The 20550-nt window shown below is 71.7% G+C and carries 17 protein-coding genes; 10 read left to right on the top strand and 7 right to left on the bottom strand.

The window, feature by feature from the left end; genetic code table 11:
- The first annotated feature begins 19 nt into the window (after positions 1–19).
- Positions 20–937 (top strand): LLM class F420-dependent oxidoreductase, encoded by a 918-nt coding sequence (locus tag LOY02_RS05320; protein WP_317181293.1) that lies wholly within the window; start codon positions 20–22, stop codon positions 935–937.
- On the opposite strand, the gene LOY02_RS05315 is transcribed toward LOY02_RS05320, so the two are convergent.
- Both LOY02_RS05315 and LOY02_RS05310 read right to left on the bottom strand, forming a co-directional pair.
- Entirely contained in the window at positions 904–1500 is a 597-nt protein-coding gene (locus tag LOY02_RS05315) for a 2'-5' RNA ligase family protein (RefSeq protein WP_317181292.1), read from the bottom strand. The two genes, LOY02_RS05320 and LOY02_RS05315, sit on opposite strands and share 34 nt — an antisense overlap.
- Positions 1497–2114 (bottom strand): TetR/AcrR family transcriptional regulator, encoded by a 618-nt coding sequence (locus LOY02_RS05310; RefSeq protein WP_317181291.1) that lies wholly within the window; start codon positions 2112–2114, stop codon positions 1497–1499. Before LOY02_RS05310 ends, LOY02_RS05315 begins: the two co-directional genes overlap by 4 nt.
- Positions 2115–2189: 75 nt before the next feature.
- Here LOY02_RS05310 and LOY02_RS05305 point away from each other — a divergent pair, with 75 nt between their 5' ends.
- Complete coding sequence (locus LOY02_RS05305) at positions 2190–3335, top strand: acyl-CoA dehydrogenase family protein (RefSeq protein ID WP_317181290.1); 1146 nt, start codon at positions 2190–2192, stop codon at positions 3333–3335.
- Complete coding sequence (locus LOY02_RS05300) at positions 3335–4093, top strand: SDR family oxidoreductase (protein ID WP_317181289.1); 759 nt, start codon at positions 3335–3337, stop codon at positions 4091–4093. The genes LOY02_RS05305 and LOY02_RS05300 overlap by 1 nt, the downstream gene beginning before the upstream one ends.
- 97 nt (positions 4094–4190) lie before the next feature.
- Here LOY02_RS05300 and LOY02_RS05295 read toward each other — a convergent pair whose 3' ends face one another.
- Positions 4191–5357 (bottom strand): cell wall-binding repeat-containing protein, encoded by a 1167-nt coding sequence (locus LOY02_RS05295; RefSeq protein ID WP_317181288.1) that lies wholly within the window; start codon positions 5355–5357, stop codon positions 4191–4193.
- 149 nt (positions 5358–5506) lie between these two features.
- Here LOY02_RS05295 and glgX point away from each other — a divergent pair, with 149 nt between their 5' ends.
- From glgX to treZ, 3 genes are read left to right on the top strand one after another with little or no spacing between them, the layout of a single operon-like run.
- Entirely contained in the window at positions 5507–7642 is a 2136-nt protein-coding gene (glgX, locus tag LOY02_RS05290; RefSeq protein WP_317181287.1) for a glycogen debranching protein GlgX, read from the top strand.
- The gene (gene treY / locus LOY02_RS05285; RefSeq protein ID WP_317181286.1) at positions 7639–10140 is read left to right on the top strand and encodes a malto-oligosyltrehalose synthase; all 2502 of its coding nucleotides are present in this window, start codon (positions 7639–7641) and stop codon (positions 10138–10140) included. The genes glgX and treY overlap by 4 nt, the downstream gene beginning before the upstream one ends.
- Positions 10137–11924 (top strand): malto-oligosyltrehalose trehalohydrolase, encoded by a 1788-nt coding sequence (gene treZ / locus LOY02_RS05280; protein WP_317181285.1) that lies wholly within the window; start codon positions 10137–10139, stop codon positions 11922–11924. Before treY ends, treZ begins: the two co-directional genes overlap by 4 nt.
- A gap of 32 nt (positions 11925–11956) precedes the next feature.
- Here the strand turns inward: treZ and LOY02_RS05275 are convergent, their stop codons facing one another.
- Entirely contained in the window at positions 11957–12910 is a 954-nt protein-coding gene (locus tag LOY02_RS05275; RefSeq protein ID WP_317181284.1) for an acyl-CoA thioesterase II, read from the bottom strand.
- Positions 12911–12959: 49 nt separating this feature from the next.
- Positions 12960–15119: a DEAD/DEAH box helicase gene (locus tag LOY02_RS05270; RefSeq protein ID WP_317181283.1), complete on the bottom strand. Its 2160-nt coding sequence runs from the start codon at positions 15117–15119 to the stop codon at positions 12960–12962.
- 108 nt (positions 15120–15227) lie between these two features.
- Here LOY02_RS05270 and LOY02_RS05265 point away from each other — a divergent pair, with 108 nt between their 5' ends.
- The gene (locus tag LOY02_RS05265; RefSeq protein WP_317181282.1) at positions 15228–15725 is read left to right on the top strand and encodes an acyl-CoA thioesterase; all 498 of its coding nucleotides are present in this window, start codon (positions 15228–15230) and stop codon (positions 15723–15725) included.
- Positions 15722–16372: a hypothetical protein gene (locus tag LOY02_RS05260; protein WP_317181281.1), complete on the top strand. Its 651-nt coding sequence runs from the start codon at positions 15722–15724 to the stop codon at positions 16370–16372. The genes LOY02_RS05265 and LOY02_RS05260 overlap by 4 nt, the downstream gene beginning before the upstream one ends.
- Positions 16373–16418: 46 nt before the next feature.
- Here the strand turns inward: LOY02_RS05260 and LOY02_RS05255 are convergent, their stop codons facing one another.
- Positions 16419–17207, bottom strand: a complete 789-nt coding sequence (locus LOY02_RS05255) for a glycerophosphodiester phosphodiesterase family protein (protein WP_317181280.1) — start codon at positions 17205–17207, stop codon at positions 16419–16421.
- A gap of 118 nt (positions 17208–17325) precedes the next feature.
- Complete coding sequence (locus LOY02_RS05250; protein WP_317181309.1) at positions 17326–19047, bottom strand: glycoside hydrolase family 13 protein; 1722 nt, start codon at positions 19045–19047, stop codon at positions 17326–17328.
- A 161-nt stretch (positions 19048–19208) separates the two neighbouring features.
- On the opposite strand from LOY02_RS05250, the gene LOY02_RS05245 reads away from it, so the two are divergent.
- Positions 19209–20066: an LLM class flavin-dependent oxidoreductase gene (locus LOY02_RS05245; RefSeq protein ID WP_317181279.1), complete on the top strand. Its 858-nt coding sequence runs from the start codon at positions 19209–19211 to the stop codon at positions 20064–20066.
- A 25-nt stretch (positions 20067–20091) separates the two neighbouring features.
- Entirely contained in the window at positions 20092–20505 is a 414-nt protein-coding gene (locus LOY02_RS05240; RefSeq protein ID WP_317181278.1) for an NUDIX domain-containing protein, read from the top strand.
- Positions 20506–20550 lie beyond the last annotated feature (45 nt).

Raw genomic sequence — 20550 nt, 5'->3', positions numbered from 1 at the left:
TGAACTCTAGGATCGGGGCATGCGCCTCGGACTGCAGGTCTCGCACTTCAGCTGGCCGGGGGCACCGGCGACCATCGGGCCCACCTTCGGCCGGATCGCTCGCAACGCGGAGGACGCCGGCGTGTCCTCGCTGTGGGTCATGGACCACTTCTTCCAGATCCGCGGGATCGGGCCGCCCGAGCTCGAGATGCTCGAGGCCTACACCACGCTCGGATTCGCTGCCGGTCAGACGTCGAGGATCGAGCTCGGCACCTTGGTGACGGGCGTGACCTACCGGCACCCGGGCATCCTCGCCAAGACGGTGACGACGCTCGACGTCCTCTCCGGCGGCAGGGCCTGGCTGGGGATCGGTGCAGCCTGGAACGAGGAGGAGCATCGCGGGCTCGGCGTTCCCTTCCCGCCCGTGGCGGAGCGCTTCGAGCGGCTCGAGGAGACCCTGCAGATCCTGCGCCAGATGTGGTCCGACGACGACGGCGCCTTCGCCGGTCGGCACTACGGCCTCGAGCGCACCCTCAACAGTCCCCAGGCGATCCGCCGGCCGCATCCGCCGATCCTCATCGGGGGCATGGGGCCGAAGAAGACCCTGCGCCTCGTCGCCGAGTACGCCGACGCCTCGAACTTCTTCGACGTCGGCCCGGGGCGGCTGGCCGCCACCTGCGACGCGCTGCGCGAGCACTGCGCCGATGTGGGCCGGGACTACGACGAGATCACGAAGACGGTCCTCACCCGGGTGAGCCTCTCGGAGACCGGCGAGACGGCCCCGTCGGGCGAGCCGACGATGTCGGTGTCCGCGGCGGTCGACAAGCTCGGCGCCCTCGCCGAGGCGGGCATCGACGACGCCATCCTGGGGATGGGCAACCAGACCGACCCTGACGTCTATCCGTTGGTCGCCGAGGTCGTCCGTCAGGTCGCGGGCCTCAGCGCCGCCGGACGCTGACCGGCGGATAGCGGGCCGCTGAGCTCGTCAGGGCCGCCCGCCAGGGGCCACGCAGCGAGGACGCGGCAGCCGCCGGCCTCGTACCACGCGAGGTCGAGTCGCTCGGCGACGCACGTCGCCGGCACGAGATCGCCCAGCCGTCGCCGGGTCGACGCGACGGTCACGGCCGGTGAACGGGCGTCGAGCGTCAGGTGCGGTCGGACGTCAGGGAACTCACCGGCATACGGCGGGCAGTCGGGGAACACCTCCAGCAGCCGCGCGGTGAGGTCGCGGAAGGGCCCCTCGGGCTCCGGTACGAGGTGGATGATGCCGTTGGGGAAGGTGTCGATCCGAGCGAGCCGGAAGGTGAACTCGCCCACGCCACGCGCGATCTCCCCGATCGCCGAACGGACCGCGGCGTCGATCAGGCGAGGCGGCAGGAACGGACCGAGAGCCGTGATGTGGGCGTGCACGAAGCGCGGGTCCGACGACACGAAGTCGCGGTCGTAGTGACGGTGTCGCTCGATGACGAAGGGCTCGAGCTGCGGGACCGGGACCTGGAGGACGGTGTGCCCGCCCCTCACGAGCGCGCACCGACGAGGCGCAGGGCCAGGGCGGCGTTGGTCTCACCGATCTGTGCTGGCGTGCGCTTGATCGTGGGGGAGTACCAGCGGGCGACGTCGACGGCCATGGACAGCAGGGCGAGGGCGGTGTCGGCGATGTCGGTGACCTCGAAGACGCCCTCGGCCACGCCACCCTCGAGCACCTGCCGCACGAGGGCGTCGATGTCCTTGCGCAGGGCCAGCACCTCGGCTCGGTGCTCCGGCGTGAGGTGCTGGTGCTCGTACTGGACGACCTTGGCCAGCTGGTACTGCTCCGCGTGCCAGCGCGAGAAGCGGTTCATCGCCACAGCGAGCCGCGCTGCCGGTGCGTCGACTCCCTCGAGCGCCTCGCGCACCAACCGCAGGGCCGACTCGTGCCCCCGCCGACTGAGGTTGAAGAGCAGCTCCTCCTTCGACCCGAAGTGGACGTAGACCCCGGCGGGGGACAGGCCCGCCCCGGAGGCGATGTCGCGCGTCGTCGTCGCGTGAAAGCCCTTCTCGGCGAAGGCCTGTGCTGCGGCGCGCATGAGTCGCTCGACGGTCGTCGGGTCGGTCCCGTCCTCGGCCAGCGAGGTCGGCACGGTCGTGTGCGGCACGTTGACAGCATGCCTGAGAGAAGGGAGACTAAGCAAGCGCTTAGTTACCCGTGAGTTCACGCCTGGGAGGGCCGCATGCCGCGCAACATCTACGACGACGACCACGAGGCCCTGCGCGCCTCGGCCCGCGAGTTCATCGACCGGGTCATGCGACCGCGGGCGGAGGAGATGATCCGCGACAAGGTGATCCCGCGCGACATCTGGCAGGCCGCGGGCAAACAGGGCTTCTTCGGGTTCGACATCCCGGAGGCCTACGGCGGCGCCGGCGTCGACGACTACCGCTTCAACGCGGTCGTCGCCGAGGAGTGGGCCCGCTTCAACATGGCGACGAGCTCCTGCTTCGGCATCCACGCCGACGTCTGCCCCGCCTACATCGTCGACCTCGGCACCGAGGAGCAGAAGCAGCGCTGGCTCCCGGGCATCGCCAGTGGCGACCTCATCATCGCCATCGCGATGACCGAGCCCTCCGGCGGCTCCGACCTCGCTGCCCTCAAGACCACTGCCGTGCGGGACGGCGACGGTTGGGTCCTCAACGGCTCCAAGACCTTCATCACCAACGGCTACCAGGCCGACCTCGTCATCGTCGCCGCTCGCACCGACGCGTCGAAGGGTGCCAAGGGGATCACCCTGTTCATGGTCGAGCGCGGCATGGAGGGCTTCGTCAACGGGCGCAAGCTCGACAAGGTCGGCATGGACGAGTCCGACACGGCAGAGCTGTTCTTCGAGAACGTCCGTGTGCCCGACGAGAACCGGCTCGGCGAGGAGGGCCTGGGCTTCATCGCGATGATGCAACGGCTGCCCCAGGAGCGGATCGGCTCGGGCATCGCCAACGTCGCCCACGCCAAGGCGATCCTCGAGGAGACCATCCAGTACGCCAAGGACCGCAAGGCGTTCGGCCAGTCGATCGGCAACTTCCAGTTCAACAAGTTCCTCTTGGCCGAGCTCGTCACCAAGATCGAGGTCGCCGAGTCCTACGTCGACGACTGCGTCATGGCTCACGCCACGCACGAGCTCACCGCTGTCGACGCGGCCAAGGCGAAGTGGTGGAGCTCCCAGGTGCAGAACGACGTCCTCGACGCCTGCGTGCAGCTGCACGGCGGCTACGGCTTCATGAACGAGTACCGCGTCGGCCGCGCCTGGCGGGACGCTCGCGTGACGAAGATCTGGGCCGGATCGAACGAGATCATGAAGGAGCTCATCGGTCGGGACCTCGGCTTCTGATGGGGGCACACGAGGGCGCGGTCGCCATCGTCACGGGGGCGAGCCGGGGCATCGGCCTCGGCATCGCGGCCCGCCTCGTCGCGGAGGGCGCCAAGGTCGTCATCACCGCGCGCAAGCCCGAGGCGCTCGCCGAGGCCGTGGACTCGCTCGGCGGCGCCGCCAACGCGCTCGGGATCCCGGGCAACGCCGCGGACGAGGCGCACCAGGACGAGGTCATCGCCGCCGCTCGGTCGACGTTCGGCGGTCTGCACTACCTCGTCAACAACACGGGGATCAACCCGGTGTACGGGCCGATGCTCGACGCGGACCTTGACGTCGCTCGCAAGGTCCTCGATGTCAACGTCGTGGCCGCCTTCTCGTGGATCAAGAAGGCGGTCGGGGCGGGGATCGGTGACGAGCAGCACCCCGCCGCCGTCGTCAACCTCGCTTCCGTCGCGGGCCAAGGGGCCTCCGGGGTCATCGGGTGGTACGGCGTCTCCAAGGCGGCCCTCATCCACCTCACCACCGAGCTGGGCTACCAGCTCGGACCGGACGTTCGGGTCAATGCCGTTGCCCCGGCCGTCGTCAAGACGAAGTTCGCGGAGGCGCTCTACGAAGGCCGCGAGGAGAAGGTCGTCCGGGCCTACCCGATGAAGCGGCTCGGCACACCCGAGGACGTCGCCGGCGCGGTGAGCTTCCTCCTCGGGCCCGACGCTGCATGGATCACCGGACAGACCCTGACCATCGATGGCGGCGTCACGCTCGGCGGGTCCCTCTAGCCGTACTGACCGGACCGGGGACCAACCCACGCCGTATGCCGCTGGGCCGGGTCCGCACGACGGTGCGGGCCCGGCCCAGGCTGGTTCACGCGAGTGGTTACGGGGCGGGGTTGAGCAGGGCGTCGAACTCGTCGAGCACCGTGTCCGTCACGGCGACGGGTCCCCCGAAGAGGACACCCAGCTCAACGGTGGACGGCTCCGCGGAGCTGACGAGCGTCGTGACGGCGGCACTCGTGCTGCCCGGGAGGGAGTCCTTCCTGGACAGGACGAGCGGCCCCCCGCCGGCGACGAAGGCACCCCCGGAGAGGGCGTCCGGCCAGTCCAGACCGGTCGCGAGGCCGATGACGACGGGATCGTCGGAGTCCAGGTCGGTGCTGCCCCAGAAGGACTCCGCGACGATCTGGGCCGTCTCGTAGCGGTCGCGGCCGACGAGGGCGTCCAGCCACGGCCCGGGGGCAGCGGCGGCCGCCCCCCCGACGGCGAGCATGGGGATCTCGAGGGCGGCGAGCTCGTCGAGGTAGGTGGCGACGGGCCCGGGCAGCTGGTCGTCCCGGGTCAGGACGACGGCTCCCCAGTAGCCGGCAGCCGTGGCCCCGGCCGCGAGGCCGTCGGGGAAGTTGCGGCCCGTCGTGGCGAAGACCAGCTGAGTCTGGCCGCCGGGGCTGAGCGCAGCGGTCTCCTTCGCAGTCACCACCGAGGTCTCGTAGCGATCCACCCCATCCAGTCTCGTGACCGAGTAGCCGGCGGCGTCGAGGGCATTCTCGACGTCGACGGAGATGGCCTTGGGGCCGCCGAGCAGGTAGACGGTGCCGGCGCCGCCGAGGAGACGGTCGATCTCGGCCCCGACCTCGGCGCGAAGCTGGTCCGGCGACGTCAGCAGCAGGGGGCCGCCCGCTGCCCCCGCGAGAGCGGAGCCGCCGAGCGCGTCGGCGTACTGGTCGGAGCGGGAGAGCACGACGGCCGAGGCGGCTCCCTCGGCGCCCGCGTCGGGCCAGAAGCTCGACGCCTCGAGCGCAGTGCCGATGCGGTCAAGTCCGGCGATCCGGAGGACGGCGGCGGCTGCCGTGCGGTCGGCCGTCGCTGCGTTCGCCGTGCCCGGATTAGCCGTGGCTGCCTTCGCCGTGGCTGCCTTCGCCGTGACGTGGAGGGCGGTGGTGTTGCGGGTGAAGGTGTGCGTGTCGACGGGCTCCGCGTGGGCGGGGAGCGCGGCGAAGGCGACGGCGAGTGCCGAGGCACCTGCTGCCAGTGCGTGGGTTCGCTTCATGGGGGTGATGGGTTCCTTCTGCGGGGTGCCGGGCGGCACCGAGTGGCCACACCCTAGGGGGTATCGATCTCCTCCGCACCCTGTCGATCGGACCTGAGCGCCTCGCCCGGTTTCGCGCTGGCCCGCGGCACCCGCCAGAATGGCGAACCATGGAGATCTGGCCCGGGCAGGCCTACCCCTTGGGGGCGACCTACGACGGGACAGGTGTCAACTTCGCCGTGTTCTCGGAGGTGGCCGAGCGCGTCGAGCTCTGCCTCGTCGACGACGACCTCACCGAGACCCGGGTGCCGCTGCCGGAGGTCGACGGTTTCGTCTGGCACGGCTACGTCCCCTACGTGCAGCCAGGGCAGCGCTATGGCTTCCGGGTCCACGGACCCTACGATCCCGCCCGGGGGCACCGCTGCAATCCGGCCAAGCTGCTCCTCGACCCCTACGCCAAGGCGATCGAGGGCCAGGCGGAGAACAGCCAGGCGCTCTACTCGTACACGTTCGGCGACTCCGATGCGGCGTCCACCACGCGGGTCAACACGGAGGACAGCCTCGGACACACGATGTTGTCGGTCGTCACCAACCCGTTCTTCGACTGGTCCAACGACCGGCCGCCACGGCACGAGTACCACGACACCGTCATCTACGAGGCGCACGTCAAGGGCCTGACGCAACAGCACCCGGAGATCCCGGACGGGATCCGCGGCACCTACGCAGCCATCGCCCACCCCGCGACCATCGCCCACCTCAAGGGCCTCGGGATCACCGCGATCGAGCTCATGCCCGTCCACCAGTTCGTCCAGGACGCCCACCTCGTCGACCGGGGCCTGTCCAACTACTGGGGCTACAACACCATCGGCTTCCTCGCGCCGCACAACGGCTACGCGGCCGGCGGCGAGCGAGGCCAGCAGGTGCTCGAGTTCAAGGCGATGGTCAAGGCGCTGCACGAGGCGGACATCGAAGTCATCCTCGACGTCGTCTACAACCACACCGCAGAGGGCAACCACCTCGGGCCGACACTCGCCTTCCGCGGCCTCGACAACAGCAGCTACTACCGGCTCGTCAGCGACGACCTGGCCCACTACTACGACACCACGGGCACCGGGAACTCCCTGCTCATGCGCAGCCCCCACGTCCTGCAGCTGATCATGGACTCCCTGCGCTACTGGGTCACCGAGATGCACGTCGACGGGTTCCGCTTCGACCTGGCCGCGACGCTGGCCCGGCAGTTCCACGAGGTCGACAAGCTCTCGGCCTTCTTCGACCTCATCCAGCAGGACCCGGTCGTCAGCCAGGTCAAGCTCATCGCCGAGCCGTGGGACCTCGGCGAGGGCGGCTACCAGGTCGGGGGCTTTCCGCCGCTGTGGACCGAGTGGAACGGGCGATACCGCGACACGGTGCGGGACTACTGGCGCGGCGCGGGAGGCGCGCTCGCCGAGTTCGCGTCGCGCTTCACCGGGTCGAGCGACCTCTACGAGCACTCGGGCCGCAAGCCCATCGCGTCGGTCAACTTCGTCACGTGTCACGACGGCTTCACGCTGCGCGACCTCGTGTCGTACAACGAGAAGCACAACGAGGCCAACGGCGAGGGTGGCATCGACGGCGAGAGCCACAACCGGTCCTGGAACTGCGGTGCCGAGGGGCCGACGTCAGACCCCGCGATCCTGGCCCTGCGCGCCCGCCAGCAGCGCAACTTCCTCGCCACCCTTCTGCTCTCGCAGGGTGTGCCGATGATCAGCCACGGCGACGAGCTCGGCCGCAGTCAGCTCGGCAACAACAACGGCTACTGCCAGGACAACGAGCTCACGTGGGTCGACTGGGACCTCGACGAGGGGGAGGAGGCCCTGCTCGCCTTCACCCAGTCGATCATCCGGCTGCGCCAGGAGAACCCGGTCTTCCGCAGGCGTCGGTTCTTCGCGGGCAGTGCCGACCACGGCGGCGAGAGCGAGCTCGGCGACATCGCGTGGTTCATGCCGAGCGGCGAGCACATGGACGAACCGGCTTGGCACAACTCGCTCGCCAAGTCGGTCATGGTCTTCCTCAACGGGTTGGCGATCCCGGAGCCCGACCGCCGCGGCGAGCGGATCGTCGGCGACTCCTTCCTCGTCATGTTCAACGCTCACTCCGAGTCGATCACCTTCACCCTGCCGGGGGAGGAGTACGGCCGGGTGTGGATCCCCGAGGTCGACACGGCCGCCCGGGAGATCTCCGCCGAGGACCTCGAGCCCGGTTGGCAGGTCGAGGTCGACGCCCGCAGCATCGTCGTCCTGCGCAACCCGCGGGAGTCCGACCTGTGAGCACCGACCGCCGCATCGTGTCGACCTACCGGCTCCAGCTCGGGCCGGATCTGACCTTCGACGAGGCGGCGGCGCAGGTCGCTGGACTCGCGGACCTCGGCGTCTCGCATCTCTACCTGTCGCCGATCCTCCAGGCGTCGCAGGGGTCGACCCACGGTTACGACGTCGTCGACCACTCCCGGCTGGCCGACGGTCTTGGCGGGGCAGCGGGTTTCCGGCGGCTCGTGGCCGCCGCGCACGGCGTGGGGCTGGGACTCGTCGTCGACCTCGTGCCCAACCACATGGCCACTCCCGTCCCCGTCTCGCAGAGTGGCCCGCTCTGGTCGCTGCTGAGGCAGGGCCCGGCATCGCCGTACGCGCGATGGTTCGACATCGACTGGGCCGCCCAGAACGGCAAGGTCCTCTGGCCGGTGCTCGGTGCGCCGCTGGAGAAGGTGCTCGCAGCGGGCGAGCTCACGCTCGACCGCCTCGACGGTGGGCGGGTGGTGCGCTACTTCGAGCACGTCCTTCCGCTGTCGCCGGACTCAGACCCGGACCGTATGCCGCTGGGCTCGCTCCTCGAGCAGCAGCACTACCGCTTGGCGTCCTGGCGCGAGGCGGGGACCGCCCTGAACTACCGGCGCTTCTTCGACGTGACCTCGCTCATCGGCGTCCGTGTGGAGGACCGAGAGGTGTTCGAGGCGACGCACCGGCTCATCGCGGACGCCCTGCGGTCCGGCCAGGTCGACGGCTTGCGCATCGACCACCCGGACGGGCTCGCCGACCCGCGTGCCTACCTCGATGACCTCGCGGCGGCGGCGGGCGCGCCGTGGACCGTGGTCGAGAAGATCCTCGAGGGGGATGAGCAGCTGCCGGCCTCGTGGGCCTGCGCCGGGACGACGGGCTATGACGCGCTCCTGAGAGTCGGGGGAATCTTCCACGATCCTGAGGGGGCGGAGCCGCTCGCGGCGCTCTCGGAGGAGCTCCTCGGGCAACGGCAGGACCTCGAGGCGATGACGGGCGCGGCGAAGGTGCACATCGTGGAGCGAGTCCTCGCTGCCGAGGTCGACCGGCTGCTGCGGCTGATCGGCCGGGCCCTCCCGCACCTGGACCTGGTGCAGGCCCGTCGTGCGCTCGTGGCCCTCCTCGTCGGGATGGACCGCTACCGGGTGTACGTCCGCCCGGACGAACAGCCCGACGCGCTTCACGCGCCAGACGAGACACCGGACCCCGGCGGGGCCGACCCGGCGAGCGAGAGCGATGACGCAGCGATCCTGCACCGGGCGGGGCTCCGCGGGGGCGGCCTGACCGGGGAGGGGCCGGACGAGGCGGTGCTCGAGGCAGTCGTCGACCTCGCCGTGGGCCGGATCCGAGGGGTAGCGGACGTGGCGGCCCAGGGAGACTTCGTCGTCCGGTTCCAGCAGACGTGCGGTCCCGTCATGGCCAAGGGTGTCGAGGACACGACGTTCTACCGGTTCGTGCGGCTCGTCGGACTGAACGAGGTCGGCGGGGACCCCGGCCGCGTCGGCGTGGGGGTCGGCGAGTTCCATTCCTTCGCGGGGCGGCTCGCGCGGGACTGGCCGCTGACGATGACGACGCTCTCGACCCACGACACGAAGCGCTCCGAGGACGTCCGGGCCCGGCTGGCCGTGCTCGCGGAGCGCCCGGGGGCCTGGGCGGACTGGGTGAGAAGGGCGTGGCGGCTGGCAGGGTCGTATCGCACGCAGCAGGTCGATGCGCTGACGGAGTACCTCCTGTGGCAGACCCTCGTCGGCACGTGGCCGATCGACCCGGACCGGCTCACGGCCTACGCCATCAAGGCAGCTCGCGAGGCCAAGCTGCACACGGCCTGGGTGGATGGGGACCCCTCCTACGAGGAGGATCTCGCGCAGTTCTGCGCCGGGCTCGCGACGGACCGCGCCGTGGCGGACCATGTCGCTGACTGGCTGGCGCTGACGGCTGCCGAGGCACGGGCTGTCACCTTGGGCCAGAAGGTGGTCCAGCTCCTCATGCCGGGTGTCCCGGACGTGTACCAGGGGACCGAGGTCGTCGACCTCTCGCTCGTCGACCCCGACAACCGGCGACGGGTCGACCACGCCGGGCGGGCTCATCGGCTCGGCGAGCTCGCTGCGGGTGATCCGCCACGGACTCTCGCGGACGAGAAGCTGCTCGTCACCGCGGCAGCGCTGCGGCTGCGCCGGGAGCGGCCCGACGTGTTCGTCGGGGCGGCGGGCGGCTACGCCCCGCTCGCCGTGTCGGGTGAGCACGCCGTGGCGTTCCGACGCGGGGACGGGGGTGTCGACGACGTCTGCGTGGTCGCGACCAGGCTGGCCGGCAGGCTGGGGGACAGGGGCGGATGGGGAGACGACACTGTCGTGCTCCCCCCGGGCAGGTGGCGCGACCTGCTGGGTCACGGATCGGTTCCGGGCGGGGGCGCGCGACTCGCGGACGTCCTGCCGCTCGGCGGCCTGCCCGTGGCGATCCTCGTCAGGGACGACGTCGGAGGGATCAGCAGATGACACCGATCAGGGTCTGGGCCCCCGAGGCGCAGGTGGTGAGGTGCGTCGTGGGCGCCGACCACCACCCGATGACCGCCGAGGACGACGGGTGGTGGTCATGGACTCCTGACGGCGAGGAATGGTCGGAGCTGGACTACCTCGTGACGGTCGACGGAAGCGACCCCCTCCCAGACCCCCGCAGCGCCTGTCTGCCCTATGGCGTCCACGGCCCGAGCCGAACGTTCGACGCGGGCGACTTCGCCTGGAGCGACGACCGCTGGCGCGGGCCCTGCGACGGCCGGGGCACGCTGGGCGGGGTCTACTACGAGCTGCACGTCGGCACCTTCACCCAGGCCGGCACGCTCACCGGGGCGATCGCCCACCTCGACGACCTCGTCGACCTCGGCGTCGACGTGGTGGAGGTGATGCCTGTCGCAGCGTTCGGCGGCAACCACGGCTGGGGTTACGACGGCGTGCAACCGTTCGCGGTGCACCACCCCTATGGCGGCCCCCGTGCCCTCCAGGAGTTCGTCGATGCCTGCCATGCCCGAGGCCTCGGGGTCTGCCTCGACGTCGTCTACAACCACGTCGGGCCGGTCGGCAACTACCTGTCGACCTTCGGCCCCTACTTCACCGAGCGCCACTCCACTCCGTGGGGACCAGCCCTCAACCTCGACGGGCCGGGCAGCGGCGAGGTCCGCCGGTGGGTCCTGGACAACGCGCTGCGGTGGTTCCGCGACTTCCATGTCGACGCGCTGCGCCTCGACGCGGTCCACGCCTTCCACGACGACTCCCCGCTCCATCTGCTCGCCGAGCTGAGCGACGCGACGGCCGCGTTGTCCGCTGAGCTCGGACGACCCCTCGACCTCGTCGCTGAGAGCGACCTCAACGACCCGGTCATGGTTCTGCCCACGGCTGCCGGCGGTCGGGGCATGACTGCCCAGTGGGACGACGACGTCCACCATGCGCTGCACGTCGCCCTCACCGGTGAGCGCCGGGGATACTACGCGGATTTCGCCGGCGGCACGCAGGCCTGGCCCGACGGGACCCCACTTCGGGTCCTCGCGAAGACACTGACCGAGGTGTTCCTCCATGACGGGCGGTTCTCGACCTTCCGCGGGCAGGTCTGGGGCGCGCCGGTCGATCCGCACCGCGTTTCCGGACACCGCTTCCTGGCCTACCTGCAGAACCATGACCAGGTCGGCAACCGGGCCACCGGTGACCGGATCAGCGAGACGATCTCGCCGGGACAGCAGGCGATCGGGGCTGCGCTCTACCTGCTCTCGCCCTACACGCCCATGGTCTTCATGGGCGAGGAGTGGCGCGCCAGCACGCCCTTCCAGTACTTCACCTCATTCGAGGACCGGTGGCTCGGAGACGCAGTGCGAAAAGGCCGGCGCGAGGAGTTCGCGGCGCACGGATGGTCGGCCGACGACATCCCGGACCCGCAGGACCCCGCCACCCGGAGCGCGTCGATCCTCGACTGGGCGGAGCGCGGTGGACGGGGGCACACGGCGATGCTCGACTTCTACCGCGAGCTGATCAAGGTGCGGCGGCGAGAGCCGGATGCTCGCTCTGGTGATCTCGGCGCGACGCAGGTCGAGGTCGACGACGAGAACGGCTGGCTCATCATGCACCGGCGCAGCATCCACGTCGTGTGCAACTTCCGGCCCCGATCGCAGGTCGTGCCGCTCCGGGGGCTGCAGGTCGAGCGCGTCCTCGCGTCGTGGGCCCGCGCTCCCGTCGTGGACGCGCACGGCATCCGGCTCGACGGCCACGACGTCGCCGTGCTCCGCACTCGCTGAGGTCGACATGACAGCGCGGCGCGCCCTGCCGATCAGGCCTTGACCCGGACCATGCCCTCCTGGGCCGTCGTCGCGATGAGCTGACCGTCCTGGAACATCTGGCCGATCCCCAGCCCGCGGCCGTTCGACGCGGAGGGTGACTCCTGCGCGTAGAGGAACCAGGCGTCGCCGGCGGCCGGCCGGTGGAACCACATCGAATGGTCGAGGCTGGCCACCCGAAGTCGGGGGTCGCCCCACACGAGGCCGTGGCGCCGCAGCACGGGGTCGAGCAGGGAGTAGTCGCTCGCGTAGGCGAGGACCGCCGCGTGGATGAGCGGGTCCCCGGGAAGCTCGCCGACGGCGCGCATCCAGACGTGCTGCTCGGCCAGGGCGCCGCTGGCCGGGCTGAGGAAGCTTGTCTCCTCGATCGGGCGCTGCTCGATGGGCCGTTGGGTGGCGATGTGCTGCGCCGCCGGATGGTCGATGTGGCCGAGCAGGTCGGCCAGTGACCGCAGGCCCTCGGGCCCGGGCAGGTCCGGGACGGGGAGCTGGTGCTCCAGGCCCGGCGCCGGCTCCTGGAACGAGGCGGTGAACGACATGATCGGCGCATCGTTCTGGATGGCGTGGACGCGCCGGGTCGAGAACGACCTGCCGTCCCGCATCTCCTCGACCGCGAACCGGATCGGCAGGGTGTCGTCGCCGGGGCGCATGAAGTAGCCGTGGAGCGAGTGGATCGGGCGGGGCCCCTCGCGCTGCTCCACATCCTTGAGGGTGAGTCCGGCAGCCATGACGCACTGGGCGAGCACCTGTCCGCCGAAGACCCGGTTGTGGGGCATCCGCTGGCTGCGCCCCTCGAAGACCCGCGCCTCGGTGGCCCCGATGGAGGAGGCGGCGCTGGCGCCCGGGATCCCTGTGACGGAGATCTTGGCCGTGCCCAGCTCCCGGAGGGTGAGCACATCGATGAGGTCCTCGATCGGCGTCAGTGCCGCAGTGGCGTCGTCTGTCACAGCGACGACCCTAGCCCCCGTCCCCGACGCGTCACGCACGGCTGCCGGATCAGGCCTCCAGCGCCAGGGCGAGCGGGAGCACGGCGTGTGCCCCCGCCTCCCGCAGCAGCGCGCTCGCCACGGTCAGGGTCCACCGGGAGTCCGCGACGTCGTCGACGAGGAGCAGCGGACCGCGCATGCCGCTGAGTGCCTTCCTCAGGTCGGCGCCGACCTCCAGCCGCCCCCAGATGCTGGCCAGGCGGAACGCGCTGTTTCCGCCCGGGTCGCCGACCGGGCCGCCGTCGACGAGGTCGAGGCTCCCGAGATAAGGCAGCCGGCCGAGCTCTCCGATGCCGGCCGCGAGCGACGCCACGAGCTGGGGCCGACGACGCGAGGGAACCGACACGATCGCGACAGGGCGCTCGGCCCAGCCCCAGGCCCGCAGCACCTCGACGACCGCGCGCAGGACCTCAGGGGGAACCTGTCGGTCCGGGCCGTCGGACGACGCGCGGAGCAGCTCGCGCAGCCGATGACCCCAGCCGAGGTCGCTGAGCCTCGCGACCGCGCGCCCCTCCGACATGGCCACCTCGGGTGCGATGCGTCCCTTGACGGGCACGCCGAGTCGGTCCATCCCGGTCGGCCACTGGGCGCGGGGCTCGAGGGGGACGCCGGGCTGCTCGAGACGGGAGCGGGCCGTGTTGACCGCGGCCTCGGGGATCTCGGTCGCGAACCACGCCCCGGCGCAGCGGTCGCAGCGGCCGCAGTCCTGCGCCGTGTCGTCGTCGAGGCAGCGCTGGAGGAAGGCCATCCGGCAGGCGTCGGTGCGCTCGTAGTCGACCATGAGCTGCTGCTCCCGGTCCCTGGCCTGGGCGACGCGCTCGTAGCGCTCGGCGTCGTAGGTCCACGGGCGGCCGGTCGAGGTCCACCCGCCCGGGACCCGTTGCACCGCGCCGTCGACGTCGAGGACCTTGAGGAGCAGCTCGAGGCGAGTGCGCCGAACGTCGACGATCGACTCCAGGGCCACCGTGGACAGCGGCCGTCCGCTCTCGGCCAGGGCGCGCAGGACCGCATCCGCCTGGTCCTGGCGCGGCATGGAGGCGGAGGCGAAGTAGCGCCAGATGTCCTTGTCCTCCGGCCCCGGCATGAGCAGGACGTCGGCGCGCTCCGTGGCGCGGCCGGCGCGGCCGACCTGCTGGTAGTACGCGACGGGCGACGAGGGTGCTCCGAGGTGCAGCACGAAACCGAGGTCAGGCTTGTCGAAGCCCATGCCCAGCGCCGACGTCGCCACGAGCGCCTTGAGCGCGTTGTCGCGCAGGGCCTCCTCGAGCCGGATGCGCTCCGCAGGCTCGGTGCGCCCGGTGTAGGCCGCGACGTCGTGCCCGGCGTCGCGGAGGGCTGCGGCCACGTCCTCGGCGGCCGCAACCGTCAGGGCGTAGACGATGCCGGACCCCGGCAGGTCCTCGAGATGGGCGATGAGCCAGGCGAGCCGCTGCTCGGGGGCAGCCAGCGGGAGGACGCCGAGGCGCAACGAGGCCCGCGCCAGCGGACCGCGGAGAGTGAGCACGTCGCGACTCGCCGGGCCTGCCTCACTGCCCGCCGAGAGCTGCTCCACGACGTCCGTCACGACGCGTGCGTTGGCCGTGGCCGTCGTCGCGAGGACCGGGGTCCCCTCGGGAAGCGTCGTGAGCAGGTCGCGGATCCGGCGGTAGTCGGGGCGGAAGTCGTGGCCCCAGTCGCTGATGCAGTGCGCTTCGTCGACGACGAGCAGGCCGCAGGACGCCGCGAGCGCCGGGAGCTGCTCGTCGCGGAACCGTGGGTTGTTGAGGCGCTCGGGGCTGACGAGGAGCACGTCGACCTCGCCCCGCGACAGCGCCCCGGAGATGGCGCCCCACTCGTCAGCGTTCGTCGAGTTGAGCGTGACGGCCCGGATGCCGGCCCGCTCCGCCGCTGCGATCTGGTCGCGCATCAGCGCCAGCAGCGGCGAGACGATGACGGTCGGACCAGCACCCTCCGCGCGCCGCAGCGCCGTCGCCACGAAGTACACGGCCGACTTCCCCCACCCGGTGCGCTGGACGACGAGCACCCGTCCGTGCGTGGCCACGAGGGCCTCGATCGCCTCGAGCTGGCCGTCCCGGAAGTCGACGTCCTCTCGGCCCACGAGTCGGCGCAGCGCCACGGTGGCGCGCTCGCGAAGGTCGAGGGCGGCGGGGGCGGCGGGGGAGCTCGGCATGACCCCAACCTACGTCGCCCCGGTGACCGGGCTCAGCGGCATACGGCCCGGTGTGGGTAAGGCGAGACGCGAGGGAGGAGATGTGGACAACCCTGCAAGGATGCCGACATGGAGCCGTACGCCGCCCACGTGTCCCTGCGCTGGTCCGACATGGATGCCTACGCCCACATCAACAACGTCCAGTTCCTCCGGCTGCTCGAGGACGCGCGCGTCATCGCGTTCCGCGACTGGTTCGACCGCGCCGACGGCGGCGGGCGGAGCCTGCTCGACGAGGGTGTGCTCGTCTCGCGGCACGAGATCGAGTACCGCCGGCCGCTGGGCTTCCGTCACGAGCCCGTGGAGATCCGGATGTGGGTCTCGCGGATCGGGGGCGCCGGTTTCGACGTCGCCTACATCGTCACCGACCCCGACGGACTCGATGGTCCCGGACGCAACTCGGGCGGCGACACCGGCCCGCACCGCGGGCCCGTCTACGCCGTGGCGGAGACCGAGCTCGCCCTCTACGACTTCTCCGAGTCGAAGCCGCGTCGGATGCGCCCCGCGGAACGGGAGTCGCTCGCGGTGCGACTCGGCGGCGACGCGCCCTTCAGGCGGAGGCGTCGGTGAGCGCCGTCGTGGAGCAGATCGACTTCGGCGACCCCCGCGCCCTGACCGACCTGTCGACGTTCGTCGGGCGCGCCCGAGTCGCCGCTCCGGACGGCGCCGTGCGGCTCCAGGCACCCGTGCCCGGCGTGCTCGTCGTCACCGTCGCCGTGCTCGAGGGTGCCGGCCTCCTGGGCGAGGGGACCGTGCTCGGCCTGCGAGCCGTGCCCGTCCGGGCGGCTCCTGCAGGGATCGACGCCACCGTGACCTTCGCCTCGGTGAACGACCGTCTGGCCCGGCACGGCGTGGGGGAGACGACGCTTCGCGTGCCGCCGACCAGGGTGTCGCCGCCGTGGGCCGGCCTGACGCCGCCGCGTGAGGGCTGGGAGCGCGTCGGGTCCCTCGAGGCCGCCGACCTCACCTCTGTCGCGGAGCAGGGCATCGCCGCCATCGCCGAAGGGGCACCAGAGGGCTCCGGTGGTGCGGCCGTGACCGCGCTGCGCCGCCGGGTCTGGGGCGCCATGAGCGAGACCGTGCCCCCGATCCGCGCCGGACTCGCCTTCGGGGCCCACGTGCTCGGCTTCCTCCGCGAGGGTGAGGCGGCGACGGTCGCGACCTGCGGGCGATGGACCCGGTTGAGCACCTCGCGCGGCCATGTCCTCGTCCGCTGAGGGACGCTGCCTCGGTCGCCCCGCCGACGAGCCGCGCGGGTGAGCCTCAGCTGACGCCGGTCCACAGGCCGCGTGCCGTGAGCACCTCCTTGAGCACCTCGATGCGGTCACTGACCAGGCCATCCACGCCGAGGTCGAGGAAGTGGTGCATCTGCTCTGCGTCGTCGACGGTCCACACGTGCACCTGCTTGCCGAAGTGGTGGGCAGCCTCGACGAGCTTGCCGGTCACGACCGTGACCTCCCGCCCTCCGAGCACGTGGGTGGGGGGCACCTGGAAGACGTCGGCGGGTGTGCGCAGCAGTCGCGAGAGCACCCGGGGTCCGAACCGCATGAGGATGGTGCCGGCGTGTGCGGCGGCGGTCGCGACCCGGCCGGCGGAGACCTTCCGGAACGCGGTGATCTCCCGCTGCGAGAAGGAGCCGACGCAGACCGAGTCGTGCAGTCCGCGTGCCGCGATGATCTCCCACAGCAGGTCGGCCGTGCGAGGCGCCTTGAGGTCGATGTTGAGCCTGATGCCGGGGAAGGCGTCGAGGACCTCGGTGAGCAGGGGCACGTGCTCGCCGTGACCGACCCGGGCCCACCGCACCGTGTCCCAGTCCAGGGCGCCGATGCGGCCCTGCATGTCCGACACCCGGTCGAGCCGGTCGTCGTGGAACGCGACGAGGCGTCCGTCGCGGGTGGCGTGCACATCGGTCTCGAGATGGGTGTAGCCGAGCGCGACCGCATTGCGGAAGGCGGTCATGGTGTTCTCGATGCCGAGGTTGGGCTCGTAGAGCGCCCCGCCGCGGTGCGCGAGGGCGACGGGCCTCTGGGCCAGGTACGGCCGGGTGGTCATGACGCCGAGGGTAGTCGTCGCGCGGCCCCGCACCGTGGTGCCGGGCGAAGAGCCAGTCGTTGGCTCGGCACCACGCCCGTGTCGGAGCGGTCTTCCGGGGCCTGGGCCGGGGGCGAGGTCAGGACCAGGCCGCCCAGACCGCGACATCCGGGGGGACGAGGCCTCCCTCGAGCGGTCCGGACGCCACGATGACCTCGGCGTCGCCCGGGACCGCCACCGGCTCCCGGCCGAGGTTCGCGACGACGAGCAGGGGCCGGCCCTCGGTGCCGCCGTTGACGAAGGCGACGACGTCGCGGCCGTAGCCCTCGACGAGGGCCAGGGATCCCGACCCGAGGGACAGCTCGCGCCGCACACGCAGCAGGGAACGGTAGAGCTCCAGCGTCGATCCCGACACGCCCTCCTGCTGGTCGACGGCGCAGGCGCCGTAGGCGGCGGGTTGCGGCAACCACGTCGCGGCGGTGGGGCCGAAGCCGAGCGCGGGCACGTCCTTGGCCCAGGGGAAGGGCACCCGGCAGCCGTCGCGCCCCTTCTCCGCCCCTCCGGTGCGGTGGAAGGCGGGGTCCTGACGAAGGTCGTCCGGCAGGTCGGTCGACTCCGGCAGACCGAGCTCCTCCCCCTGGAAGAGGTAGGCGCTCCCCGGTAGGCCGAGCATCAGGGTCGTCGCGGCGCGGGCCCGCCGCAGGCCGAGCTCGCGGTCCGGCTGGGGGTCCTCGGCGCCGATCCCGTTGGGGCGCGGCGTCCCCGGCGGGAAACCGAGCCGGCTCGCGTGACGCACGACATCGTGGTTCGAGAGGACCCAGGTGGACGGGGCGCCCACGGCGTCCGCGGCTTGCAGCGACCGTTCGATGACCGCGACGAGGTCCTCGGCGATCCACGGGGTGCCGAGGAAGTCGAAGTTGAAGGCCTGGTGCATCTCGTCGGACCGGACGTACCTGGCGGCGCGGTCCTGCGGCTCGACCCACGCCTCGGCGCAGAGGATCCGGTCCGGGGGACCGTAGGAGTCGAGCACGCGGCGCCACGAGCGGTAGATGTCGTGGACGCCGTCCTGGTCCCAGTAGGGCGTGTAGTGGGTGGGCTCGGGCGCCTGGCCGTCGAGGACGTGCGCCGCGGCATCCTCGGTGTCGCCGAGCAGGTGGGTGCGGGCCCGGTGGTCGGGCAGGCCCTCCTTCTTGACGAGCCCATGGGCGACGTCGACACGGAAGCCGTCCACGCCGCGGTCGAGCCAGAAGCGGAGCACCTCCTCGAACTCCTCGTGGACCTCCCGGTTGTCCCAGTTGAAGTCGGGCTGCGCGGGGTCGAACAAGTGGAGGTACCACTGGCCGGGCGAGCCGTCCGCATCGCTCACGCGCGTCCAGGCCGGGCCGCCGAAGACGGACTCCCAGTTGTTCGGCGGCGCCTCCCCGTCCGTCCCCGTCCCGTCGCGGAAGTGGTAGCGATCGCGCTCCCGCGACCCGGGACCCGCTGCGAGTGCGGCGCGGAACCATGGGTGCTCGACGGAGCTGTGGTTCGGGACGAGGTCGACGACGACGCGAAGACCGAGCTCGTGTGCGCGCGTGATGAGCGCGTCGGCGTCGGCGAGCGCGCCGAAGAGCCGGTCGACGTCGCGGTAGTCCGCCACGTCGTAGCCGGCATCGACCTGGGGACTCCGGTAGAAGGGGGACAGCCAGAGGGCATCGACCCCGAGGTCGCGAAGGTGGCCGAGACGAGCGGTGATGCCGGGGAGGTCGCCGATGCCGTCGCCGTCGGAGTCGGCCCACGACCGGGGGTAGACCTGGTAGATCACGGCGTGCCGCCACCAGGGCGCGTCGGGAGGGTCGGCGGCGTGCACGGGTGCAGCCACCCGCAGGGACGGCGGGGTGAGGGTGGTGAGGGTGGCGAGGTTGGTGGGCGGGCGCGGCGTCACGCCGGCCATGATCGGGCATCCCCGAGCAAAAACCAAACAGATCCTGCAAGTTCTTGCAGGGTGAGTGGCGTGTCGGAGGTGGGTGGTAGGCAGGACGGATGAGGTTCGGATTCGTTGTTCCGTATGCCGCTGAGCTGGAGTTCGCCGACCTCGCCGAGGTGGGCGAGCAGCAAGGGTGGGACGGGATCTTCACCTGGGAGGCGCTCTACGGCATCGACGCGTGGGTCGAGCTCGGCGCCGCCGCGATGGCGACCTCGTCGATCCGGCTCGGCACCCTGCTGACCCCGGCATCCCGGCACCGGCCGTGGGACCTGGCCTCGAAGGTCGGTTCCGTCGACCGGATCAGCGGGGGTCGTGCCGTCATGTCAGTGGGGCTCGGAGCGCTCCATCCCGGCTGGCTCGCCTTCGAGGCCGACGAAGGGCGCGCCGTGCGGGCCAAGAAGCTCGACGAGTCGCTCGCCATCTTTGCGGGCCTCCTCGGAGGGGACCCGGAGTTCACCTTCAGCGGCGAGCACTACTCAGCCGGCCGCAACGACTTCATGCTGCCGCCGCCGACGCCCCAGCGGCCGCACCCGCCCGTCTGGGTCGTCGGGTCCGCCGCGGTCGGCAGGGACGGGCGGCAGCGGTCGCTCGAGCGAGCTGCTCGGTGGCAGGGCGTCATCCCGGCGATCCAGCCGCCCTCGGAGGGCGCCCCGAAGACCCTCGACCAGTTCGCCGCGGTCATCGACGGCGTGCGGGCGCTACGGGCCGCGTCCGGGCTCACGATGGACGGCTACGACGCGGTGATCGAGGCCGACTCGCACGGGTCGTTCACTGCTCTCGAGCCGGCGGACCCGGAGGCGTGGGAGCAGGCTGGGGCGACGTGGTGGATCGAGAGCTGGTGGGACCTCCCCGAGGGGCCGGACGGCGTGGCGGAGCTGCGCCGCCGGGTCGAGGCGGGACCCCCACGGCGATGACGTGGCTCCCGCTAGCGTCGGGGGCGTGACGACGACCTTCGTGACCGCGGCCTTCTGCATTCTCGACGGGGACCGGCTGCTCACTGTCCGGAAGGCCGGCTCGAGCCGGTTCCAGCTGCCCGGCGGCAAGATCGACCCGGGCGAGACGCCGCGGCAGGCAGCCGTCCGCGAGGCGCTGGAAGAGGTCGGCGTCGACCTCGCCGGGGTGCCGGACGCAGCCCTGGGTCGGTTCCACGAGGTGGCGGCCAACGAGCCGGGGGCGTTCGTCGATGCCACCGTCTTCGTCGCCGCACTGCCGGCGGGGGCCGACCCCGCGCCGCGGGCCGAGATCGCGGAGCAGCGCTGGCTGTGCATCGACGACGAGCTGCCCGAGGACCTCGCTCCACTGCTTGCCAGGCACGTGGTCCCGGCGCTACGCGTCCACCGGGCACGCGCCTGACCGACGAGCCGCCCACCGCCGCGTCGAGTGGCCCCGATCTCCACA

This window comes from Intrasporangium sp. (genome assembly GCF_032907665.1).
In the GTDB taxonomy this organism is placed as follows: Bacteria; Actinomycetota; Actinomycetes; order Actinomycetales; family Dermatophilaceae; genus Intrasporangium.
Note: the sequence above shows the minus strand (reverse complement) of the source record. Positions and strands in the feature narration are given on the sequence as shown.

Coding starts and splice junctions, on each gene's coding strand:
- LOY02_RS05245 (WP_317181279.1), top strand. CDS start 19,209: ATGAGGTTCGGATTCGTTGTTCCGTATGCCGCTGAGCTGGAGTTCGCC.
- LOY02_RS05300 (WP_317181289.1), top strand. CDS start 3,335: ATGGGGGCACACGAGGGCGCGGTCGCCATCGTCACGGGGGCGAGCCGG.
- LOY02_RS05305 (WP_317181290.1), top strand. CDS start 2,190: ATGCCGCGCAACATCTACGACGACGACCACGAGGCCCTGCGCGCCTCG.
- glgX (WP_317181287.1), top strand. CDS start 5,507: ATGGAGATCTGGCCCGGGCAGGCCTACCCCTTGGGGGCGACCTACGAC.
- LOY02_RS05320 (WP_317181293.1), top strand. CDS start 20: ATGCGCCTCGGACTGCAGGTCTCGCACTTCAGCTGGCCGGGGGCACCG.
- LOY02_RS05255 (WP_317181280.1), bottom strand. CDS start 17,207: ATGACCACCCGGCCGTACCTGGCCCAGAGGCCCGTCGCCCTCGCGCAC.
- LOY02_RS05270 (WP_317181283.1), bottom strand. CDS start 15,119: ATGCCGAGCTCCCCCGCCGCCCCCGCCGCCCTCGACCTTCGCGAGCGC.
- LOY02_RS05295 (WP_317181288.1), bottom strand. CDS start 5,357: ATGAAGCGAACCCACGCACTGGCAGCAGGTGCCTCGGCACTCGCCGTC.
- LOY02_RS05265 (WP_317181282.1), top strand. CDS start 15,228: ATGGAGCCGTACGCCGCCCACGTGTCCCTGCGCTGGTCCGACATGGAT.
- treZ (WP_317181285.1), top strand. CDS start 10,137: ATGACACCGATCAGGGTCTGGGCCCCCGAGGCGCAGGTGGTGAGGTGC.